Genomic DNA, 16,987 nt, shown 5'->3' with positions numbered 1-16,987 from the left:
TTTCAATAATTAATTTTCTACTAATTCTCCTTTTTCAATTAAAGAAGGTAAATGTTTATTAAACCATCTAAAACGGTTAATAATCATAATATGTGTACCACCTTCAATAACTATGCAATTTTTAATGTTTTTTATAGGAAATACCAAATCTGCACCGCCATGAATATGAATAGTACCTTCTAAAGGTTCTTCTTGATCCCAGCAAACCATTTTTTGTATTGCCCAATCTAAATACTGTTTATCGCTCACCGAAAGGTATTGCTTGTATAAATGTGCGCGCTTTCGGGTAAATTCTCCTACCGGTAACTTTTCTAGATCGCCTATTCTACCGGCTAAACTGGTCGGTAAAATTTTATATAAACCGGTTGTACGGGCTAACTTCATTCTTGCCGGTAACTCGTGTTTCGATTTTACGGTAGAAACTAAAATTAATCGCTTTACCGAAATTAGTTTAGCCATTTCTTGCACGATCACTCCACCAAAAGAAACGCCAATAAGTACAGGATCGGTATGCACAACATCTTCTAACATTCTAGTAATGTAAGAATGCATACTTTCATTATGGTAAGGTATTTTCCATTTTAACCAATGTATCACATATTTTTCGGGCAGGTTAATGTATTCAAAAATACTAGGATTAGCCGCCATTCCCGGCATAAAGTAAACATGTGTTTTGGGTTCTAGATCATCCATTTTAACAGCGATATAACAGTAAAACTGGTATTAAAAAACTAACTTTACTTCAAAAATAACAGTTCTTTCTGTATTTGATCTTATAAAATTTTTAAAATGAAAAAAGTTTTTCATCCTGCTTCAACAAGAGGATCTTCAGACTTCGGATGGTTAAAAGCCAATTACTCGTTTAGTTTCGCAAATTACTTCAACCCAAATCGCTTACAATTTGGCGCTTTGCGGGTTTTAAATGATGATTTTATTGACGGCGGAATGGGTTTTGGAACGCATCCTCATCAAAATATGGAAATTATCACTATTCCGTTAGCGGGAGCGCTTCAGCATAAAGATTCTATGGGCAACGAAGGTATTATTCACGAAGGTGAAGTACAAGTAATGAGTGCCGGAAGCGGAGTACAACACAGCGAATTTAATGGTAGCAAAACCGAAATGGCAAATACCTTACAAATTTGGGTGTTTACAGAAACTGAAAATGTAGAACCTCGTTACGACCAGAAAAAATACACGCCTGAAGATCGCCATAATAAATTGCTTACCGTTGTTTCACCTAAAGATGATAATGATGGCAATGCGCTTTGGGTTCATCAACAAACCTATTTTAATTTAGGAAACATCGATGCCGGTAAAAAAGTGAATTACCAAGTACATCGGGAAAACCACGGAATGTATATTTTCTTGATCTCCGGTAAAGTGAAAATTGATGATCAAACGCTTGAAAAAAGAGATGCGCTAGGTATTTGGGAAGCAAATGGTACAGAAATTGAAGTATTAGAAGATGCACGCATACTTTTAATTGAAGTGCCGATGGAATAATTAAAAACGAATGCTATGGAAGATTTTGAAATTAAAAACAACGACTTTTTAAGACAGTTTGAAGCTGAAATTGATGGCGATCTCATCAAGTTAGAATATTCTGAACAGGAACGTAAAATTTTTCTTTCGAAATTAGAAATATCAGAAAAACTTCAAGAGCAAGGTTATCAAGAAAAATTTCTAACCAAGATCTTTGATTATATTGAAGAAAAAGGAAGAATTAGAATTGTGCCCACGAGTAAAGAAGTAAAAAAATTCTTTCGGGCTAACAAATCGAAATATTCGGATTTATTACCGGTTGGGATGAATATTTAAAATGAAAGTCTTTCTAAACGATATTTTTGAATACCATCATTTTTATAATCAAAAGTTGATTGCTGAATTTGGAACTCACCAAGAAAAAATTCCGCAGTCAACTTTTAATTTGTTTTGTCATTGCCTCAATGCTCATCAAATTTGGAATGCTCGAATTTTAGCGGAAGAAAAATTGGAGGTTCATCAACTTCACCATTTAAAAGATTTGCCTCAATTAATTGAGGCAACTCACGCTAAAACGCTTCAGATCATTAATGAGTTTGATTTAGCTCAACTAATCACCTATCAAAATTCAAAAGGAAAAGACTTCAGCAATTCGGTAAGAGATATTCTTTTTCATATTGCCAATCATTACACGCATCACAAAGGGCAAATTATTGCCGACTTCCGAAGAAATAAAATAGAACCTTTAGTTACCGATTATATTTTTTATAAACGTAATGATTAAGCGTCATCATTCCGCTCACCACATGGAATCTTATTTAAAATAACAGGTAGAAACTCGTATGATGAGACCCTGATTCAATTTAAGTTGATGTTAATTGAAACTATAAATAACTAAACCGCCACGTTCGAATTCGATTCTACTAAATCAAAACGAACTAAGCCGTCTTCATCAATCTCAGTTAAAGTTACTTCGTGTAAAGTATTTACAAATTCCGGATTCCATGGCATTTTCACTTTCACGTAATTCTGTGTAAATCCGTGAATATAGCCTTCTTTATTTTCACCTTCAAAAAGTACGGTAAGTGTATTCCCTAGCTGACTTTCATAAAATGCTCTTCGCTTCTTAGCTGAAAGACCACGTAACATTTTACTACGCTTTTTTCTCACCTTTAACGGTACGACATCTTCCATTTCTGCCGCAAGTGTATTATCTCTTTCAGAATATGTAAAGACGTGTAAATAAGAAATATCAAGATCGTTCAAGAAATTATAAGTTTCTAAAAACAACTCGTCGGTTTCACCGGGAAAACCAACAATTACATCAACACCAATACAAGCGTTCGGCATTGTTTCTTTAATTTGCTCCACACGATCTACATATAATTCTCTACGGTAACGACGACGCATTAAGCCTAACAATTTGTTGCTTCCGCTCTGTAAAGGAATATGAAAATGCGGCACAAACGTATTGCTTTGCGCAACAAAATCGATGGTTTCGTTTTTTAATAAATTCGGTTCAATGGAAGAAATTCGTAAACGCTCGATCCCTTCTACTTCATCTAAAGCTTTTACCAATTCCAAAAAAGTATGCTCGTGCTTTTTATTGCCAAACTCCCCTTTTCCATAATCGCCAATATTTACACCGGTCAATACAATTTCTTTAATGTCTTGATCAGAAATTTCTTTGGCGTTCTTCAGCACATTTTCTAAGGTATCGCTTCGAGAGATTCCACGTGCTAAAGGAATGGTACAATACGTACATTTATAATCACAACCATCTTGCACTTTTAAAAATGCGCGCGTTCGATCACCAATCGAATAAGAACCAACATAAAAATCGGCTTCGTCAATCTCACACGAATGGATTTGAGCTGTGCGAGTTTCAGCTGGCTGACTCAGTAATTCATTTAAATAACTGGTAATGTTGAATTTTTCGGTAGCTCCTAATACCAAATCAACCCCTTCAACATCGGCCAACTCTTCCGGTTTTAATTGCGCATAACAACCAATGGCGATCACAAAGGCGTTTTCATTAAGTTTCTGGGCTTGCTTCACGATAGTTTTAAAACGCTTATCGGCATTTTCGGTAACACTACACGTATTGATCACATAAATTTCTGCTTTTTCGGTAAACTCTACACGATTAAAACCTTCATTTTCGAATGAACGGGCAATCGTTGAAGTTTCAGAAAAATTAAGCTTACAACCCAGCGTGTAAAATGCTACATTTTTATTTGTATCTATCATAACAGCTCCTTTCCTAATCTTTTAGTATTATTGTGATGAATAACTTAGGCGATAAGCCTTGTTACTCCTTACAAAAACGCGTGCAAATATAGTAATGAATTATGAGTTTTGCAGCAGGATTTCTATTTTTTGAAAGTTTGTGTTGTTTCGAAACTTAAATTATAATATAGTGAATTACAGTTTTTTAAAAAAGCGTCATTCTGAGCTTGACTCAGAATCACATCCGTTTAATACGTAATCAATATGATGAGACCCTGAAATAAATTCAGGGTGACGATAATTTTCAAATAATAAAACTTAATAAATTAAAACTTCGTGCTTCTAACTTCCCGCTTCCATACCAATAAAATATTCGTTTTAGTATTTACTTTATTTCTAATTTCCTGCCAAAACACAAGTAATTACGATCGAGATCATTTGGTTTTTCGCTACAATGAACACGCAAATATCACCTCTTTAGATCCTGCTTTTGCTAAAGACCAACGAAATATTTGGCCGTGCCATCAGCTATACAACAGCTTGGTTCAATTAGATGACAGCTTAAATATTCAACCTGATTTAGCTGAAAGCTGGACGATTTCTGAAGACGCTAAAACCTATATATTTTCTCTGCGGAAGAAAGTCTATTTTCACAAACACGAAATTTTCGGGAAAGACTCGACCAGAATTGTAACCGCAAAAGATGTGGTTTATAGCTTGAAGCGTTTAACAGACGTAAATTTGGCTTCTCCGGGAAGTTGGGTGATGCAAAATGTGAAAACCATTTCTGCTGAAAATGATTCTACCGTGAAAATTCAGCTTCAACAACCGTTTCCTGCCTTTTTAGGCTTGCTATCGATGAAGTTTTGCTCAGTCATTCCCACTGAAATGGAAAGGCTTGATTTTAGAAAAGATCCAATCGGTACCGGTCCGTTTAAATTTAAACGTTGGGAAGCTAATGAAAAACTGGTTTTTAGAAAGAATAATCTTTATTTTGAAAAAGATGAAAACGGTGAACAACTCCCCTATTTGGAAGCTGTCGCCACCACTTTTTTACCCGACAAGCAAAGTGAATTTTTACAATTTGCGCAAGGAAATATCGATTTTCTAAGCGGTTTAGATCCTTCTTATAAAGATGAATTACTTTCTTCGGTTGGACAACTGAAAGAAAAATACGCTAATCGAGTTGAAATGCTTTCAGCACCTTATTTAAATACCGAATATTTAGGAATTTACTTGGATAGCGAAACACCAGAAATTAACGCTCGCCAATTACGCCAAGCCATCAATTATGGTTTTAATCGCGAAACGATGATTACCTATTTACGAAACGGAATTGGAACGCCGGCAGAAAACGGATTTATCCCAAAAGGTTTACCCGGTTTTGCTAAAGAAAAATATTATGAATACAATCCGCAAAAAGCGAAAGAACTTTTAGCCGCTTACCAAAAAGAAACCGGCGATACTTCTCCGGAAGTGACTATAAGCACTAACTCTTCCTATTTAGATCTAGTAGAATATATTCAGCGAGAATTGCAGAAAATCGGGATACAAGTAAATATTGATGTGATGCCACCTTCTACCCTTCGGCAGCAACGCTCGGCGGGAAAATTAGACATTTTTAGAGCGAGTTGGATCGCCGATTACCCCGATGCTGAAAATTATTTATCGCTATTTTATTCGGAAAACTTCTCGCCCAACGGACCTAATTACACGCATTTTAAATCGGCTACTTTTGATAGTTTATACGAAAAAGCCATCAATACTTCTGAAGCAAAAAATAGAATCTCTCTCTACCAACAAATGGATTCGATCGTAATGAAAGAAGCTGCTGTTGTGCCTTTATATTACGATCAGGTAGTTCGCTTTACACAGAAAAACGTAAAAGATTTAGGCATTAACCCTATCAATTTATTGGATTTAAAACGAGTGAAGAAGGTTAAAGATTAATCTTTATTATTTACTTTTAAATATTGACTTATATTTAAAAGCTGTAATTTCATCACATATGTCAAATAGTAATAAAATAGCTGTTTTCAAACCTTCTAATCATAATAATGAGTTTGAGGTTATTTTAGACCAAAACAATGACACTATTTGGGCTACAGAACAACAAATTGCAGAAATATTTGATAGAGATAGAACTGTTATTGGTAGACATATTAAAAATATATTTAAAGAAGAAGAATTAAATAAAGAATCAGTTCGTGCAAAAATTGCACATACTGCAAAAGATGGAAAAAGTTACCAAGTTAATCATTATAATTTAGACGTAATCATCTCGATTGGATATCGAGTTAAATCAAATATTGCTACAGAGTTTAGGAAATGGGCAACACAAAAATTAAAAGAATATTTACTTAATGGATATGTTCTAAATAAAAAACTATTAACCCAAAAAACTAAACAAATATCGCTTTTAGAAAATCAAATTAATACTTTAAACGACGTAATACTCCAAAAAGAAACAAATCTAACTGATGGTTTTTTAAATATTGTCAGTCTTTACTCAAAATCTTTTGAATTACTGAATAAATATGATTCTGAAAATCTAAAAACAGATTATTTAAATAAAGAAATTATTTATGTAATAAACTATCAAGATGTTAAAGATGCTATTCTAGTTTTAAAAAAAGAGCTTATAAAAAAAGGAGAGGCTACTGAATTATTTGGAAATGAAAAAGACAAATCTTTTAAAGGGATTTTAGGAAGTATTTCTCAAACAGTTTTTGGCGAATTGGCTTACCCTACGGTTGAAGAACAAGCCGCGCAACTTCTATATTCAATTATAAAAGGTCATGCATTTAGTGATGGTAATAAAAGAATTGGTTCTTTCATTTTTGTATGGTTTTTAGAGCAAAATAATTTTAGCTTAAAGTTCAATAAAGAACGAAAAATTAATGATAATACTTTAGTAGCATTGGCTTTAGCTGTAGCACAGAGTGTTCCAGATCAAAGAGAATTAATTATAAAACTAATTATCAATCTTATAAAGAAATATTAGTTTACAAGCTTCTCATTTTGCGTTAGGGATTGCAACGGAAATACTTTTTACGAGAAACGAGTAAAAAGATTGTAGTGTAAAGCCCGACCCGTTAGGGTAACGCCCAGAAACAATCCTATCGATTAATTCCCATTTTATTGATCCAGCGTACGTAAGCTTGTCGGTTATTATTGTGTTGGCGTAAGGTTTTCGCAAATTTATGATAACCTGGTTTTTCGGGATTTGCCACGAAATAATAATAGTCGTGATCTTCGTAATTTAACACCGCATCGATCGCAGAAATATCTGGCATGGCAATTGGTCCCGGCGGCAACCCTGCATATTTATAAGTATTGTAAGGAGAATCGGTTTCTAGATCTTTGTATAATACGCGTTTGATCACGGTATCAAAATCGTTATTTTTCTTCTTAACAGCATAAATTACGGTAGGGTCGGCGTCAAGTTTAATTCCGCGGTTATAACGATTCATATAAACACCAGCCACACGTCTACGCTCATCAACTTTGGCCGTTTCTTTTTGGACGATGGCAGCTAACGTATAAACTTCGTTGGGCGTTAGATCGATCTTTTCTGCTTTTGCCTTTCGTTTTTCGTTCCAGAAACGTTGGTATTCTTTAAGCATTCGGTTTCTAAAAATTTCTGCGGAAGTATTCCAATACAATTGATATTGATTGGGAATGTACATCGCCAAAGCAGTCTCGGGCTTAAAATTATTTTCGGCTAAAAAAGTTGAATCTTTCATCGTTTCTATTAACGAAAGACTATCGGCTTCGATCTGCATAGCAATTCTGCCGGCAAGATCTTCTAAACGTTCTTGATTGTTAAAAACCAAAGAAACTGGTTGATTTTGGCTTCGTAACGTATTGATCATTTCGTTGTTATTCATCCCTTTTTTCAGAATGAATCTTCCCGGTTTTAGATTGTTGGCGTAACCTTTTTTTCTGGCGATCGCATCAAAACTTTCGATATCTTTTACTAGCGGACGCAGTTGTTGAATAACATCTCGATATTCTTCATCGGTTTCAACAAAAACTTCTTCTGTTGCTGAAGTAAACTTGGTATTGGGAGAAAAAATTGAGTCATAAATAAAATAACTAAATATCCCCAAAGCCACCACTCCTAAAAGTGAAATGATTAATATTATTTTTTTAATATACATTATTCAATAATTGATATAAAAATTCGTCTTTATAAGTTCCGTTTACGAGATTCCAGTCTTTTTTTACACCAATTTTTTCAAAACCTCGCTGTGTAAAAAGTTTCTGACTTTTTAAATTATCTGCCGCCACATTTGCAAAAACCTGATGTAGTTTTAGACGCTCGAAAGCATAATCGCAAAGTAATTGCAAAGCTTCTGCACCAAAACCTTTGCCCCTATTTTCTTGATCTACAATTAAAATACCGATCGCCGCTCTGCGATGTTGTGGGTCAAAATCGAAAATATCGATCAAGCCTAAACTCTCACCTTCTTTACTTTCGATCACTAAGCGCAATTGCTTTACTTCATAAATATCGCGATGCGCATTCTCTAAATATTGCTGAATTAAAAACCGCGAATAAGGCATTTGCGTTGAGCTTAACTCCCACAGATCTTCGTTATTTTCGATATCGTAAATAAAATCGAGATCTTCCGGTTCTAGCGGACGTAAGTTAATATGTTTTCCCGATAATGTTAGCATTCGATTACACCTTCAAAAACCTGTTCTGCCGGTCCGCTTAACCAAACATCGGTAAATTGATTTCCGTTTTGTTTGAAACTGATCTCTAAATTTCCGCCGGGTGTTTGTATTTTTACCGGTAAACTATTGTATTTTTTAGCGTAAGTTGAAGCGATAGCCACAGCTGTAACTCCGGTTCCGCAAGAAAGCGTTTCATCTTCCACGCCACGTTCGTAGGTTCTTACCTGAAGAATTTCATCTTGTGGTTCTACAAAATTCACATTGGTTCCTTCAGCTTTATAAACTTCATTATAACGAATGGCAGCACCTTCTTTTTTCACGTCTAGCTGCTGAATTTCAGGCGTAAAAACGATATGGTGTGGCGAGCCGGTATCTAAAAAATATTCGGTTCCTAATTCTTTTACTTCAGCAACATCTTGCATTTGTAAATGAATTTTATCGGCTTCAATTTTAGCGTGATGTTTACCATCGATCGCTGTAAAAATCGCGGTTTTTTCAACAATATTTAAAAACTCCGCAAAACGAACTAAGCATCTTCCGCCGTTACCACACATCGTACTTTGGTTTCCGTCGCTGTTAAAATAGACCATTTTAAAATCGTCTTCAGGATCTTCAGAATTTTCTAAAAGTATAAGTCCGTCAGCTCCTATGCCAAATTTTCGGTCACATAAACGCTGAATTACTTTGGTATCATTTTTGAAAATTCCTTCTCGGTTATCGATCATCACAAAATCGTTACCCGTTCCTTGATATTTATAAAATTTTACGGTCATTTTTTCGTTTTAAAAGTGCGCAAATATACAATATTCACTTTGAAATTGTGGTGCCGTTAAAAAACAGTTAAGCCAATAATATGAAGAAACAAAAGTTTATAATTTTAGAATTAAAACCAACAACCCTATGAAAAAGTTATCCAGTTTATTACTTGTTTCGATCTTGGGTGGAGCAATAACCCTAGGAAGCTACAAGCTTTTTATTGAAGATGAAAGTCTTAACCCAATTTTAGAAACACAAGAAGAGAACCAAAAAGAAGCCGCAACCTTTATTTCTAATAAATATAGTAAAGTTAATGCAGTAGAAACCGATTTTACCGAAGCTGCCGATAAAACCGTACACGCAGTGGTTCACGTTAAAAATGTAGCGATTGGCAGACAACCTAGAACTCTTCGTGAATATATGAGCGGTATGCGCGGTGGTAGAGCCATACAAGGTGCCGGTTCTGGTGTAATTATTACTCCTGATGGTTATATTGTTACCAATAATCACGTGATCGATGGCGCTAGTGAATTAGAAGTGACTTTAAATAATAACCTTACTTATAAAGCTGAAGTGATTGGCACCGATCCACAATCTGATATTGCTCTGATAAAAGTTGAAGCACAAGATTTAGATTATATTCCGTTTGCCGATAGCGATAATGTAAAAATTGGAGATTGGGCTTTGGCTGTGGGGAATCCTTTCAACTTAACTTCTACCGTAACGGCAGGAATTATTAGTGCTAAAGGAAGAGATTTAAATGAAGGAGACTCTAAAATGCAATCGTTTATACAAACCGATGCAGCCATCAACCCAGGAAATAGCGGTGGAGCTTTGGTAAATACGAACGGAGAATTAATAGGAATTAACACAGCTATTACTTCGCAAACCGGAAGTTATATTGGTTATGGTTTTGCCGTACCGAGTAATAATGCGAAAAAAATCGTGGAAGATATTTTAGAATATGGCGATGTACAACAAGCTATTTTAGGTATTACCGGCGGAACTTTGAATCCGGAAGCTGCAAAGCAAAATGATCTTGCAATTTCTCAAGGAGTTTACATAAATTCTGTAGCAGAAGGAGCGGAAAAAGCCGGACTAAAACGTGGAGATCTTATTACCGAGATCGATGGAGTAAATATTAGAAAGTTTTCAGATTTAACTTCCTACATTAGAACTAAAAGACCGGGGAATACGGTAAATATTAATTACTTTAGAGATGGTGAAGAGCGAGAAGCAAACGTAAAACTAACGAAGTACGAAACTTACAATCTAGATATCGCCGGCGTCGAAATTACCAATGCCGATCAAGATTATTTGAATAATTTTAAAATTGATCATGGAGTTAGAATCGTTAGACCACTCTCCCAACGCATCGAAATTCCGCAAGACAAATACATTATTGTCGAGATCGATAATAAAGAAATTAAAAATATAGACGATGTTAAAAAAATAATGAATAACAAGTCTGAAAACGAAAACACTAAGATTACGTTTAGAAATCAAAACGGACAACAAGAAAGTTACACGTTTAGAAACTAAACCTTGAATTATTCATAAAAAATCCTCTTGAAACACTAAGAGGATTTTTTTATTTTTTTGTTACGAAAACGTTTGAAATATGTATTTTTGCCTCGACTTAAAATTTTTTATTCACAAACACAACACAGAAAAATGAGTCAGAACGAGGCATACGAAAAAGAACTTGCTTTCCAAGCAGACCGTAGAAAAGCAACGGTAGAGTTCATTAAAATTGTTAGCGATTTATGGTACGATAAATCGATAGAATTAGTTCTTTTTAGAAATCAGCTTATCGATAAAAACGTGAGCGAGATTTTAAACCTTCATGAATATGCTGCAAAATTTGTACAGAAACCAATATCTATTTTCGATTCTGTAGAAATTGCAAAAGCAATTCAGACCTTAGACCTTCCACCGGCAAAATTAGACATTGGTAAACTTACTTACGAGTACCAATTAGAAGATGCAAAACACAATGCAACTGCATTTGTTTCAACTAAACTTTCCAAAGCAAAATCTTACAAAAACATCGATCCTAAAGATGTCGTTTTATATGGTTTTGGACGTATTGGTCGTTTGTTGGCTAGAGAATTAATGACGAAAACCGGTAAAGGAAGCCAGTTAAGACTTCGCGCGATCGTTACCCGTGGTAAAGTAGATGCTACAGTTTTAGAAAAAAGAGCATCACTTTTACAAAGTGATTCTGTACATAGCGACTTTTCGGGTACAGTAAGTATCGATGAAAAGAAAAATGCATTGATCATTAATGGTACTACTGTTCATATTATTTCTGCCAATCAACCGGAAGATATCGATTATACCAAATACGGCATCAACGATGCTTTAATTATTGATAACACCGGAGCTTTTAGAGATGAAGAAGCTTTAAAGCGACATTTAAAAGCAAAAGGTGCGAGTAAAGTTTTATTAACTGCGCCGGGTAAAGGAATTCCAAATATTGTTCACGGAGTTAATCATAAAGACTACGATCCCGATAAAGTTTCAATTTTTTCAGCAGCATCTTGTACCACTAACGCGATCACACCTATTTTAAAAGCTGTTGAAGATTCTTTAGGAGTACAACATGGACATTTAGAAACAATTCACGCATATACCAACGATCAAAATTTGGTCGATAATATGCACAGCAAATACCGTAGAGGTCGCGCTGCTGCATTAAATATGGTAATTACAGAAACCGGAGCCGGTAAAGCGGTAGCAAAAGCATTACCTGTTTTAGAAGGTAAATTAACTTCTAACGCCATTCGTGTTCCTGTACCTAATGGTTCTTTAGCGATTTTGAATTTAAACCTGAAAAAATCTATTTCTGTTAGCGGTTTAAATACCATTATTAAAAAATATGCTTTAGAAGGAAATTTGGTTGAACAAATTAAATACTCGATCGATAACGAGTTGGTATCTTCAGATATTATTGGTTCTTCTGCACCTTCAATTTACGATAGTAACGCAACGATCGTTACCGAAGATGGTAAAAATGCGATCTTATATATATGGTATGATAACGAATATGGTTACAGCCATCAAGTAATTCGTCTGGCTAAATATATTGCCAAAGTAAGACGGTTCACTTATTATTAATAGGTAAAAACCGTCGTCTTAAAAACCTACTGCTTGCCCGGTAGGTTTTTTTTATTTTCATTATAAAACTTAAATGCTTTAATTATCTTTGAAGCTTTATTTAAATCGAAAGATGTTTTTACAATAAAGTGGAATAACAAAAGTTATTTAAGCTGAAAAAACAAGCAATGATGAAACTTAAACCATTTTTTTTATTTCTAACTTTTTTACTTACCGTAAATTTAGTCATAGCACAAGAAGAAGCCGAGCAAGAAGATAATTCGATTAACAGTCAGTTTAACGAAGTGATCGATGGTTCTAATAATTACCAAGATTACAAGGTTGTAAAACAATACAAACTTACTCAACTTCAAAAAAATACCGTACAAAGAATAGAATCTTTAAATGAAGAAATTGCAGCTTCAAACAAAACTATCGAAGAGCAAAAATTAAAGATCGAAAATTTAAAAGCTGAATTAAATAATACCCAGAATAATCTAAACCAAGTTACTGAAGAAAAAGATCAAATTTCTTTCTTCGGAATTGCCACCGATAAAGGCACTTACCAAACCATAATGTGGGTAATTGTTTTTGCTTTAGTTTTAATTTTGGTATTCTTTATTTATAAATACAAACAAAGCAATGTTTTAACGAAAGAGGCTAAGAAAAATTTAGCTGAAAATGAAGCTGAATTTGACGAATACCGTAAAAAATCTTTAGAAAAACAACAAAAACTCGGTAGACAGCTACAAGACGAAAAAAACAAACAAAACAAGAATAAACTCTAAGGTTCGTTTATGCGCATCGATATTATTACGGTTGTACCCGATATACTAAGAAGTCCGTTTGAAGCTTCAATTTTACAACGAGCGATCGATAAAGGTTTAGTTGAAGTACATCTTCATAATTTACGAGATTACACCACCGATAATTACAAACAGATCGACGATTACCAGTTTGGCGGCGGCGCAGGAATGGTGATGATGATCGAACCTATCGATAAATGCATTACTCAATTAAAAGAAGAGCGTGATTACGACGAAGTTATTTATATGACTCCCGATGGTGAAACGCTCAACCAGAAAATTGCGAATCAAATTTCACTTCAAGGAAATATCATTATTCTTTGTGGTCATTATAAAGGTGTCGACCAGCGTGTTCGAGATCATTTTATCACACGAGAAATATCGGTTGGAGATTTTGTACTTTCGGGTGGTGAGTTAGGCGCGGCGATACTTTGTGATGCCGTGATAAGATTAATACCGGGCGTTTTAGGTAATGAGACTTCTGCCCTAACCGACTCTTTTCAGGATAATTTATTAGCGCCACCAATTTACACAAGACCCGCCGAATATAAAGGCTGGAAAGTTCCAGAAATCTTAACCAGTGGTAACTTCCCGAAGATCGAAGCTTGGCGAGAAGAGCAAGCTTACCAACGTACCCAAGAACGTAGACCAGATCTTTTAAAAGATTAAGTTTTAGCTTGCCGGTTTAAAAATAATTATTAATTTTGCACTCGTTTCTATATCAACCTCTGGCGATAGTCGCGAATGTTGGTTTAGTTTTATCTTTAAATCTATTTAAATAATGGAATCGTTAATTAAATTTGTACAAGACGAATTCGTAACAAAAAAAGAATTCCCAAAGTTTAATGCGGGAGACACAATTACGGTTTACTACGAAATTAAAGAGGGTGCTAAAACTCGTACTCAGTTCTTTAGAGGTGTAGTTATTCAAATTAAAGGTGAAGGATCTTCTCAAACTTTTACTATCCGTAAGATGAGTGGTACTGTTGGTGTTGAGCGTATTTTCCCAATCAACTTACCAGCACTTCAAAAAGTTGAAATTAATAAAAGAGGTAAAGTTCGTCAATCTAGAATTTACTACTTTAGAGAGCTTACCGGTAAAAAAGCGAGAATTAAAGAACGTCGTTTCAAATAATTCAGCATTTTTTAGAACATATTTAAAACCTTCAGTTTTCACTGGAGGTTTTTTTATGAACAAAAGTTAATAAACTCTGTTTATAAACGGTTAAAAATTAATTACTTATAAAAATTTGATTTCAAAATAAATATTTCTTAATTTTATAGTAGAAGAAATGAGGAAACGACAAAAGGAATTTCCTATTTCAATAAAACATATCTTATCTAATTTTCAGATAAGTCACGATGATGATAGAGTTATACATTTAAATCTATCTCTTCGAAAAGCCATTTCATTATCTCGCTATAACGGAATGGCTTTTAAATTTTTAAAATCTTATCTAATTTCTATTTTCTTAACAGTTTTCTAATTAAATATATACCCAAAAAAAGCCTCTAATTGCTTATATTTGTGATTCTCACGTTTAAATCTATAATTCGTTCTTAGGTAGATTTAAAAAAACGATTTATTAACCAAGGATTTCACGAAAAAATCCGTAAAAACTAAATAATACAATTCAAATGGCAGAACAACCAAGAATTATTTATACAAAAACAGACGAAGCTCCGTTTTTAGCAACTCACTCTTTATTACCAATTATAGAATCTTTCACTCAATCTTCAGGGATTAATGTTGAAACTAAAGACATCTCTTTAGCCGGAAGAATTTTAGCAGTTTTCCCGGAAGTTTTAACCGAAGATCAAAAAGTTGCAGATGCCTTAGCAGAATTAGGAGAATTAGCAAAAACTCCAGAGGCTAACATCATTAAATTACCAAACATTAGTGCTTCTATTCCGCAGTTAAAAGCAGCGATCACAGAATTACAAGCACAAGGTTATAAATTACCAAACTACCCAGATGAGCCTAAGACAGATGAAGAAGAGGCTATAAAAAAGAAATATGATACGGTAAAAGGTAGTGCTGTAAACCCTGTACTTAGAGAAGGAAATTCTGATCGTAGAGCACCAAAAGCAGTTAAAAATTTCGCTAAGAAAAATCCGCACCGTATGGGAGCTTGGAGTTCAGACTCTAAGTCTCACGTATCAACGATGGAAGCTAATGATTTTCGTGCAAACGAGAAATCGTTAACCATCGCTAAAGAAGGTGATGTTAAAATTCAGCTTAAAACAAAAGACGGCGAAACAAAAGTATTAAAAGAAAAAGTACACGTACTTGAAGGTGAAGTGATCGATGGTACGTTTATGAGTACAAAAGCTTTAGTAAAGTTTTTAAAAGAACAAATTGCTGAAGCTAAAGAACAAGGCGTTCTTTTCTCTCTTCATATGAAGGCTACAATGATGAAAGTTTCTGACCCTATTATTTTTGGTCACGCAGTAAAAGCTTTTTTCGGAGATGTTTTTGAAAAATACGGAACAGAATTAAAAGAAGCCGGTGCAGATCCTAACAGTGGTTTAGGTGATGTATTAAGTGCGATCGAAAAGCTTCCCGCAGATAAAAAGTCTGCCATTGAAGCCGATATTCAAAAAGATTTAGAAAACGGTCCCGATATCGCGATGGTAAATTCTGATAAAGGAATTACCAATCTTCACGTACCAAGTGATGTAATTATCGATGCGTCTATGCCGGCGATGATTAGAACTTCAGGACAAATGTGGAACAAGAATAACGAAACTCAAGATACCAAAGCGGTCATTCCAGATAGTAGTTACGCTCCACTTTACCAAGCAACCATCGAGTTCTGTAAAGAAAACGGTGCTTTTGATCCTACCACGATGGGAACAGTTCCTAACGTTGGGTTAATGGCTCAAAAAGCGGAAGAATACGGTTCTCACGATAAAACTTTTGAAATTTCTGCAGACGGAACTGTTCAAGTTGTCGATTCTGAAGGAAAAGCTTTAATTGAGCATGAAGTTGAAGCTGGCGATATCTGGAGAATGTGTCAGGTAAAAGATGCTCCAATTCAAGATTGGGTAAAATTAGCAGTAAATAGAGCTAAAGATACCGGTTGGCCGGCCGTTTTCTGGTTAGATGAAGATAGAGCTCACGATGCAGAATTAATCAAAAAAGTAAACACGTACTTAAAAGATCACGATACTGAAGGTTTAGAGATTCACATTATGTCTCCGGCAAAAGCAACTACGTTTACCTTAGCTCGCGTGAAAGCTGGAGAAAATACAATTTCTGTGACTGGTAACGTATTACGTGATTATTTAACAGACCTCTTCCCTATTTTAGAATTAGGAACCAGTGCAAAAATGCTATCGATCGTTCCGTTAATGAATGGTGGTGGTTTATTTGAAACCGGTGCCGGAGGTTCTGCTCCAAAACACGTACAGCAATTTGTAGAAGAAGGTCACTTACGTTGGGATTCTTTAGGTGAATTTTTAGCGCTTGCCGTTTCTTTAGAACATTTAGGCAAGAAATACGACAATGCAAAAGCTTTAGTTTTAGCAGATGCTTTAGATGAAGCGACCGATAAATTCTTAGATAACAAAAAGTCACCATCACGTAAAGTTAATGAGTTAGATAACCGTGGTAGTCACTTTTATTTAGCAATGTATTGGGCAGAAGCTTTAGCTAATCAAGATAAAGATGCAGACTTAAAAGCTGAATTTTCTGAAATTGCATCTGCGATGAAAGAAAATGAAGACAAAATTGTAAGCGAATTAAACGCTGCACAAGGAAGTCCGGTAAATATTGATGGTTATTACAAACCAGACGAAGCACTTGTTTATAAAGAAATGAGAGCGAGTGAAACCTTAAATAACATCATCAATAAGTAATAATCTAATTACATATTTTCACGAAAAAAGCCACGCAAATTGCGTGGCTTTTTTTATAAAGTATATCC

General features: G+C 34.7%; 16 protein-coding genes. 11 read left to right on the top strand and 5 right to left on the bottom strand.

Annotated features, from left to right (window positions below; genetic code table 11):
• Positions 1-9: 9 nt before the first annotated feature.
• Positions 10-693, bottom strand: a complete 684-nt coding sequence (locus G551_RS0100600; RefSeq protein ID WP_027883740.1) for an alpha/beta fold hydrolase — start codon at positions 691-693, stop codon at positions 10-12.
• A gap of 96 nt (positions 694-789) precedes the next feature.
• Here G551_RS0100600 and G551_RS0100595 point away from each other — a divergent pair, with 96 nt between their 5' ends.
• The 3 genes from G551_RS0100595 to G551_RS0100585 are packed head-to-tail and all read left to right on the top strand — an operon-like array spanning position 790 to position 2,269.
• Positions 790-1,506: a pirin family protein gene (locus G551_RS0100595; protein WP_027883739.1), complete on the top strand. Its 717-nt coding sequence runs from the start codon at positions 790-792 to the stop codon at positions 1,504-1,506.
• Between the two features lie 15 nt (positions 1,507-1,521).
• Positions 1,522-1,821, top strand: a complete 300-nt coding sequence (locus G551_RS0100590) for a GNAT family N-acetyltransferase (protein ID WP_027883738.1) — start codon at positions 1,522-1,524, stop codon at positions 1,819-1,821.
• Position 1,822: 1 nt separating this feature from the next.
• Entirely contained in the window at positions 1,823-2,269 is a 447-nt protein-coding gene (locus tag G551_RS0100585; RefSeq protein WP_027883737.1) for a DinB family protein, read from the top strand.
• 110 nt (positions 2,270-2,379) lie between these two features.
• On the opposite strand, the gene mtaB is transcribed toward G551_RS0100585, so the two are convergent.
• On the bottom strand, positions 2,380-3,735 hold the full coding sequence (mtaB, locus tag G551_RS0100580) for a tRNA (N(6)-L-threonylcarbamoyladenosine(37)-C(2))-methylthiotransferase MtaB (protein WP_027883736.1): 1,356 nt from the start codon (positions 3,733-3,735) through the stop codon (positions 2,380-2,382).
• Between the two features lie 315 nt (positions 3,736-4,050).
• On the opposite strand from mtaB, the gene G551_RS0100575 reads away from it, so the two are divergent.
• Both G551_RS0100575 and rhuM read left to right on the top strand, forming a co-directional pair.
• The gene (locus G551_RS0100575; RefSeq protein ID WP_051191156.1) at positions 4,051-5,664 is read left to right on the top strand and encodes an ABC transporter substrate-binding protein; all 1,614 of its coding nucleotides are present in this window, start codon (positions 4,051-4,053) and stop codon (positions 5,662-5,664) included.
• 58 nt (positions 5,665-5,722) lie between these two features.
• The gene (gene rhuM, locus G551_RS0100570; RefSeq protein ID WP_027883734.1) at positions 5,723-6,718 is read left to right on the top strand and encodes a virulence protein RhuM/Fic/DOC family protein; all 996 of its coding nucleotides are present in this window, start codon (positions 5,723-5,725) and stop codon (positions 6,716-6,718) included.
• Positions 6,719-6,833: 115 nt separating this feature from the next.
• On the opposite strand, the gene mltG is transcribed toward rhuM, so the two are convergent.
• The 3 genes from mltG to dapF are packed head-to-tail and all read right to left on the bottom strand — an operon-like array spanning position 6,834 to position 9,170.
• On the bottom strand, positions 6,834-7,877 hold the full coding sequence (gene mltG, locus G551_RS0100565) for an endolytic transglycosylase MltG (RefSeq protein WP_027883733.1): 1,044 nt from the start codon (positions 7,875-7,877) through the stop codon (positions 6,834-6,836).
• Positions 7,867-8,397, bottom strand: a complete 531-nt coding sequence (locus G551_RS0100560) for a GNAT family N-acetyltransferase (protein WP_027883732.1) — start codon at positions 8,395-8,397, stop codon at positions 7,867-7,869. Before G551_RS0100560 ends, mltG begins: the two co-directional genes overlap by 11 nt.
• A complete protein-coding gene (gene dapF / locus G551_RS0100555) occupies positions 8,391-9,170 on the bottom strand; it encodes a diaminopimelate epimerase (RefSeq protein WP_027883731.1) in 780 nt (259 codons plus the stop codon). Before dapF ends, G551_RS0100560 begins: the two co-directional genes overlap by 7 nt.
• 127 nt (positions 9,171-9,297) lie before the next feature.
• Here dapF and G551_RS0100550 point away from each other — a divergent pair, with 127 nt between their 5' ends.
• The 6 genes from G551_RS0100550 to G551_RS0100525 all read left to right on the top strand — a co-directional run bounded on the left by G551_RS0100550 (position 9,298) and on the right by G551_RS0100525 (position 16,919).
• Positions 9,298-10,695 carry a S1C family serine protease gene (locus G551_RS0100550; RefSeq protein WP_027883730.1) on the top strand — a complete coding sequence of 466 codons (1,398 nt, stop codon included), beginning with the start codon at positions 9,298-9,300 and terminating at the stop codon, positions 10,693-10,695.
• Positions 10,696-10,827: 132 nt separating this feature from the next.
• A complete protein-coding gene (locus G551_RS0100545) occupies positions 10,828-12,273 on the top strand; it encodes a glyceraldehyde-3-phosphate dehydrogenase (RefSeq protein WP_027883729.1) in 1,446 nt (481 codons plus the stop codon).
• A gap of 167 nt (positions 12,274-12,440) precedes the next feature.
• Positions 12,441-13,040 carry a hypothetical protein gene (locus G551_RS0100540; RefSeq protein WP_027883728.1) on the top strand — a complete coding sequence of 200 codons (600 nt, stop codon included), beginning with the start codon at positions 12,441-12,443 and terminating at the stop codon, positions 13,038-13,040.
• A gap of 9 nt (positions 13,041-13,049) precedes the next feature.
• Positions 13,050-13,727 carry a tRNA (guanosine(37)-N1)-methyltransferase TrmD gene (gene trmD, locus G551_RS0100535; RefSeq protein WP_027883727.1) on the top strand — a complete coding sequence of 226 codons (678 nt, stop codon included), beginning with the start codon at positions 13,050-13,052 and terminating at the stop codon, positions 13,725-13,727.
• A gap of 112 nt (positions 13,728-13,839) precedes the next feature.
• Complete coding sequence (gene rplS / locus G551_RS0100530; RefSeq protein WP_027883726.1) at positions 13,840-14,193, top strand: 50S ribosomal protein L19; 354 nt, start codon at positions 13,840-13,842, stop codon at positions 14,191-14,193.
• A 503-nt stretch (positions 14,194-14,696) separates the two neighbouring features.
• Positions 14,697-16,919: an NADP-dependent isocitrate dehydrogenase gene (locus G551_RS0100525; protein WP_027883725.1), complete on the top strand. Its 2,223-nt coding sequence runs from the start codon at positions 14,697-14,699 to the stop codon at positions 16,917-16,919.
• Positions 16,920-16,987 lie beyond the last annotated feature (68 nt).

The organism is Mesonia mobilis DSM 19841 (assembly GCF_000423405.1).
GTDB classification, from domain to species: Bacteria; Bacteroidota; Bacteroidia; order Flavobacteriales; family Flavobacteriaceae; genus Mesonia; species Mesonia mobilis.
This window is presented reverse-complemented; position numbering and strand designations above follow the sequence as displayed.

Coding starts and splice junctions, on each gene's coding strand:
- G551_RS0100600 (WP_027883740.1), bottom strand. CDS start 693: ATGGATGATCTAGAACCCAAAACACATGTTTACTTTATGCCGGGAATG.
- G551_RS0100595 (WP_027883739.1), top strand. CDS start 790: ATGAAAAAAGTTTTTCATCCTGCTTCAACAAGAGGATCTTCAGACTTC.
- G551_RS0100590 (WP_027883738.1), top strand. CDS start 1,522: ATGGAAGATTTTGAAATTAAAAACAACGACTTTTTAAGACAGTTTGAA.
- G551_RS0100585 (WP_027883737.1), top strand. CDS start 1,823: ATGAAAGTCTTTCTAAACGATATTTTTGAATACCATCATTTTTATAAT.
- mtaB (WP_027883736.1), bottom strand. CDS start 3,735: ATGATAGATACAAATAAAAATGTAGCATTTTACACGCTGGGTTGTAAG.
- rhuM (WP_027883734.1), top strand. CDS start 5,723: ATGTCAAATAGTAATAAAATAGCTGTTTTCAAACCTTCTAATCATAAT.
- mltG (WP_027883733.1), bottom strand. CDS start 7,877: ATGTATATTAAAAAAATAATATTAATCATTTCACTTTTAGGAGTGGTG.
- G551_RS0100560 (WP_027883732.1), bottom strand. CDS start 8,397: ATGCTAACATTATCGGGAAAACATATTAACTTACGTCCGCTAGAACCG.
- dapF (WP_027883731.1), bottom strand. CDS start 9,170: ATGACCGTAAAATTTTATAAATATCAAGGAACGGGTAACGATTTTGTG.
- G551_RS0100550 (WP_027883730.1), top strand. CDS start 9,298: ATGAAAAAGTTATCCAGTTTATTACTTGTTTCGATCTTGGGTGGAGCA.
- G551_RS0100545 (WP_027883729.1), top strand. CDS start 10,828: ATGAGTCAGAACGAGGCATACGAAAAAGAACTTGCTTTCCAAGCAGAC.
- G551_RS0100540 (WP_027883728.1), top strand. CDS start 12,441: ATGATGAAACTTAAACCATTTTTTTTATTTCTAACTTTTTTACTTACC.
- trmD (WP_027883727.1), top strand. CDS start 13,050: ATGCGCATCGATATTATTACGGTTGTACCCGATATACTAAGAAGTCCG.
- rplS (WP_027883726.1), top strand. CDS start 13,840: ATGGAATCGTTAATTAAATTTGTACAAGACGAATTCGTAACAAAAAAA.
- G551_RS0100525 (WP_027883725.1), top strand. CDS start 14,697: ATGGCAGAACAACCAAGAATTATTTATACAAAAACAGACGAAGCTCCG.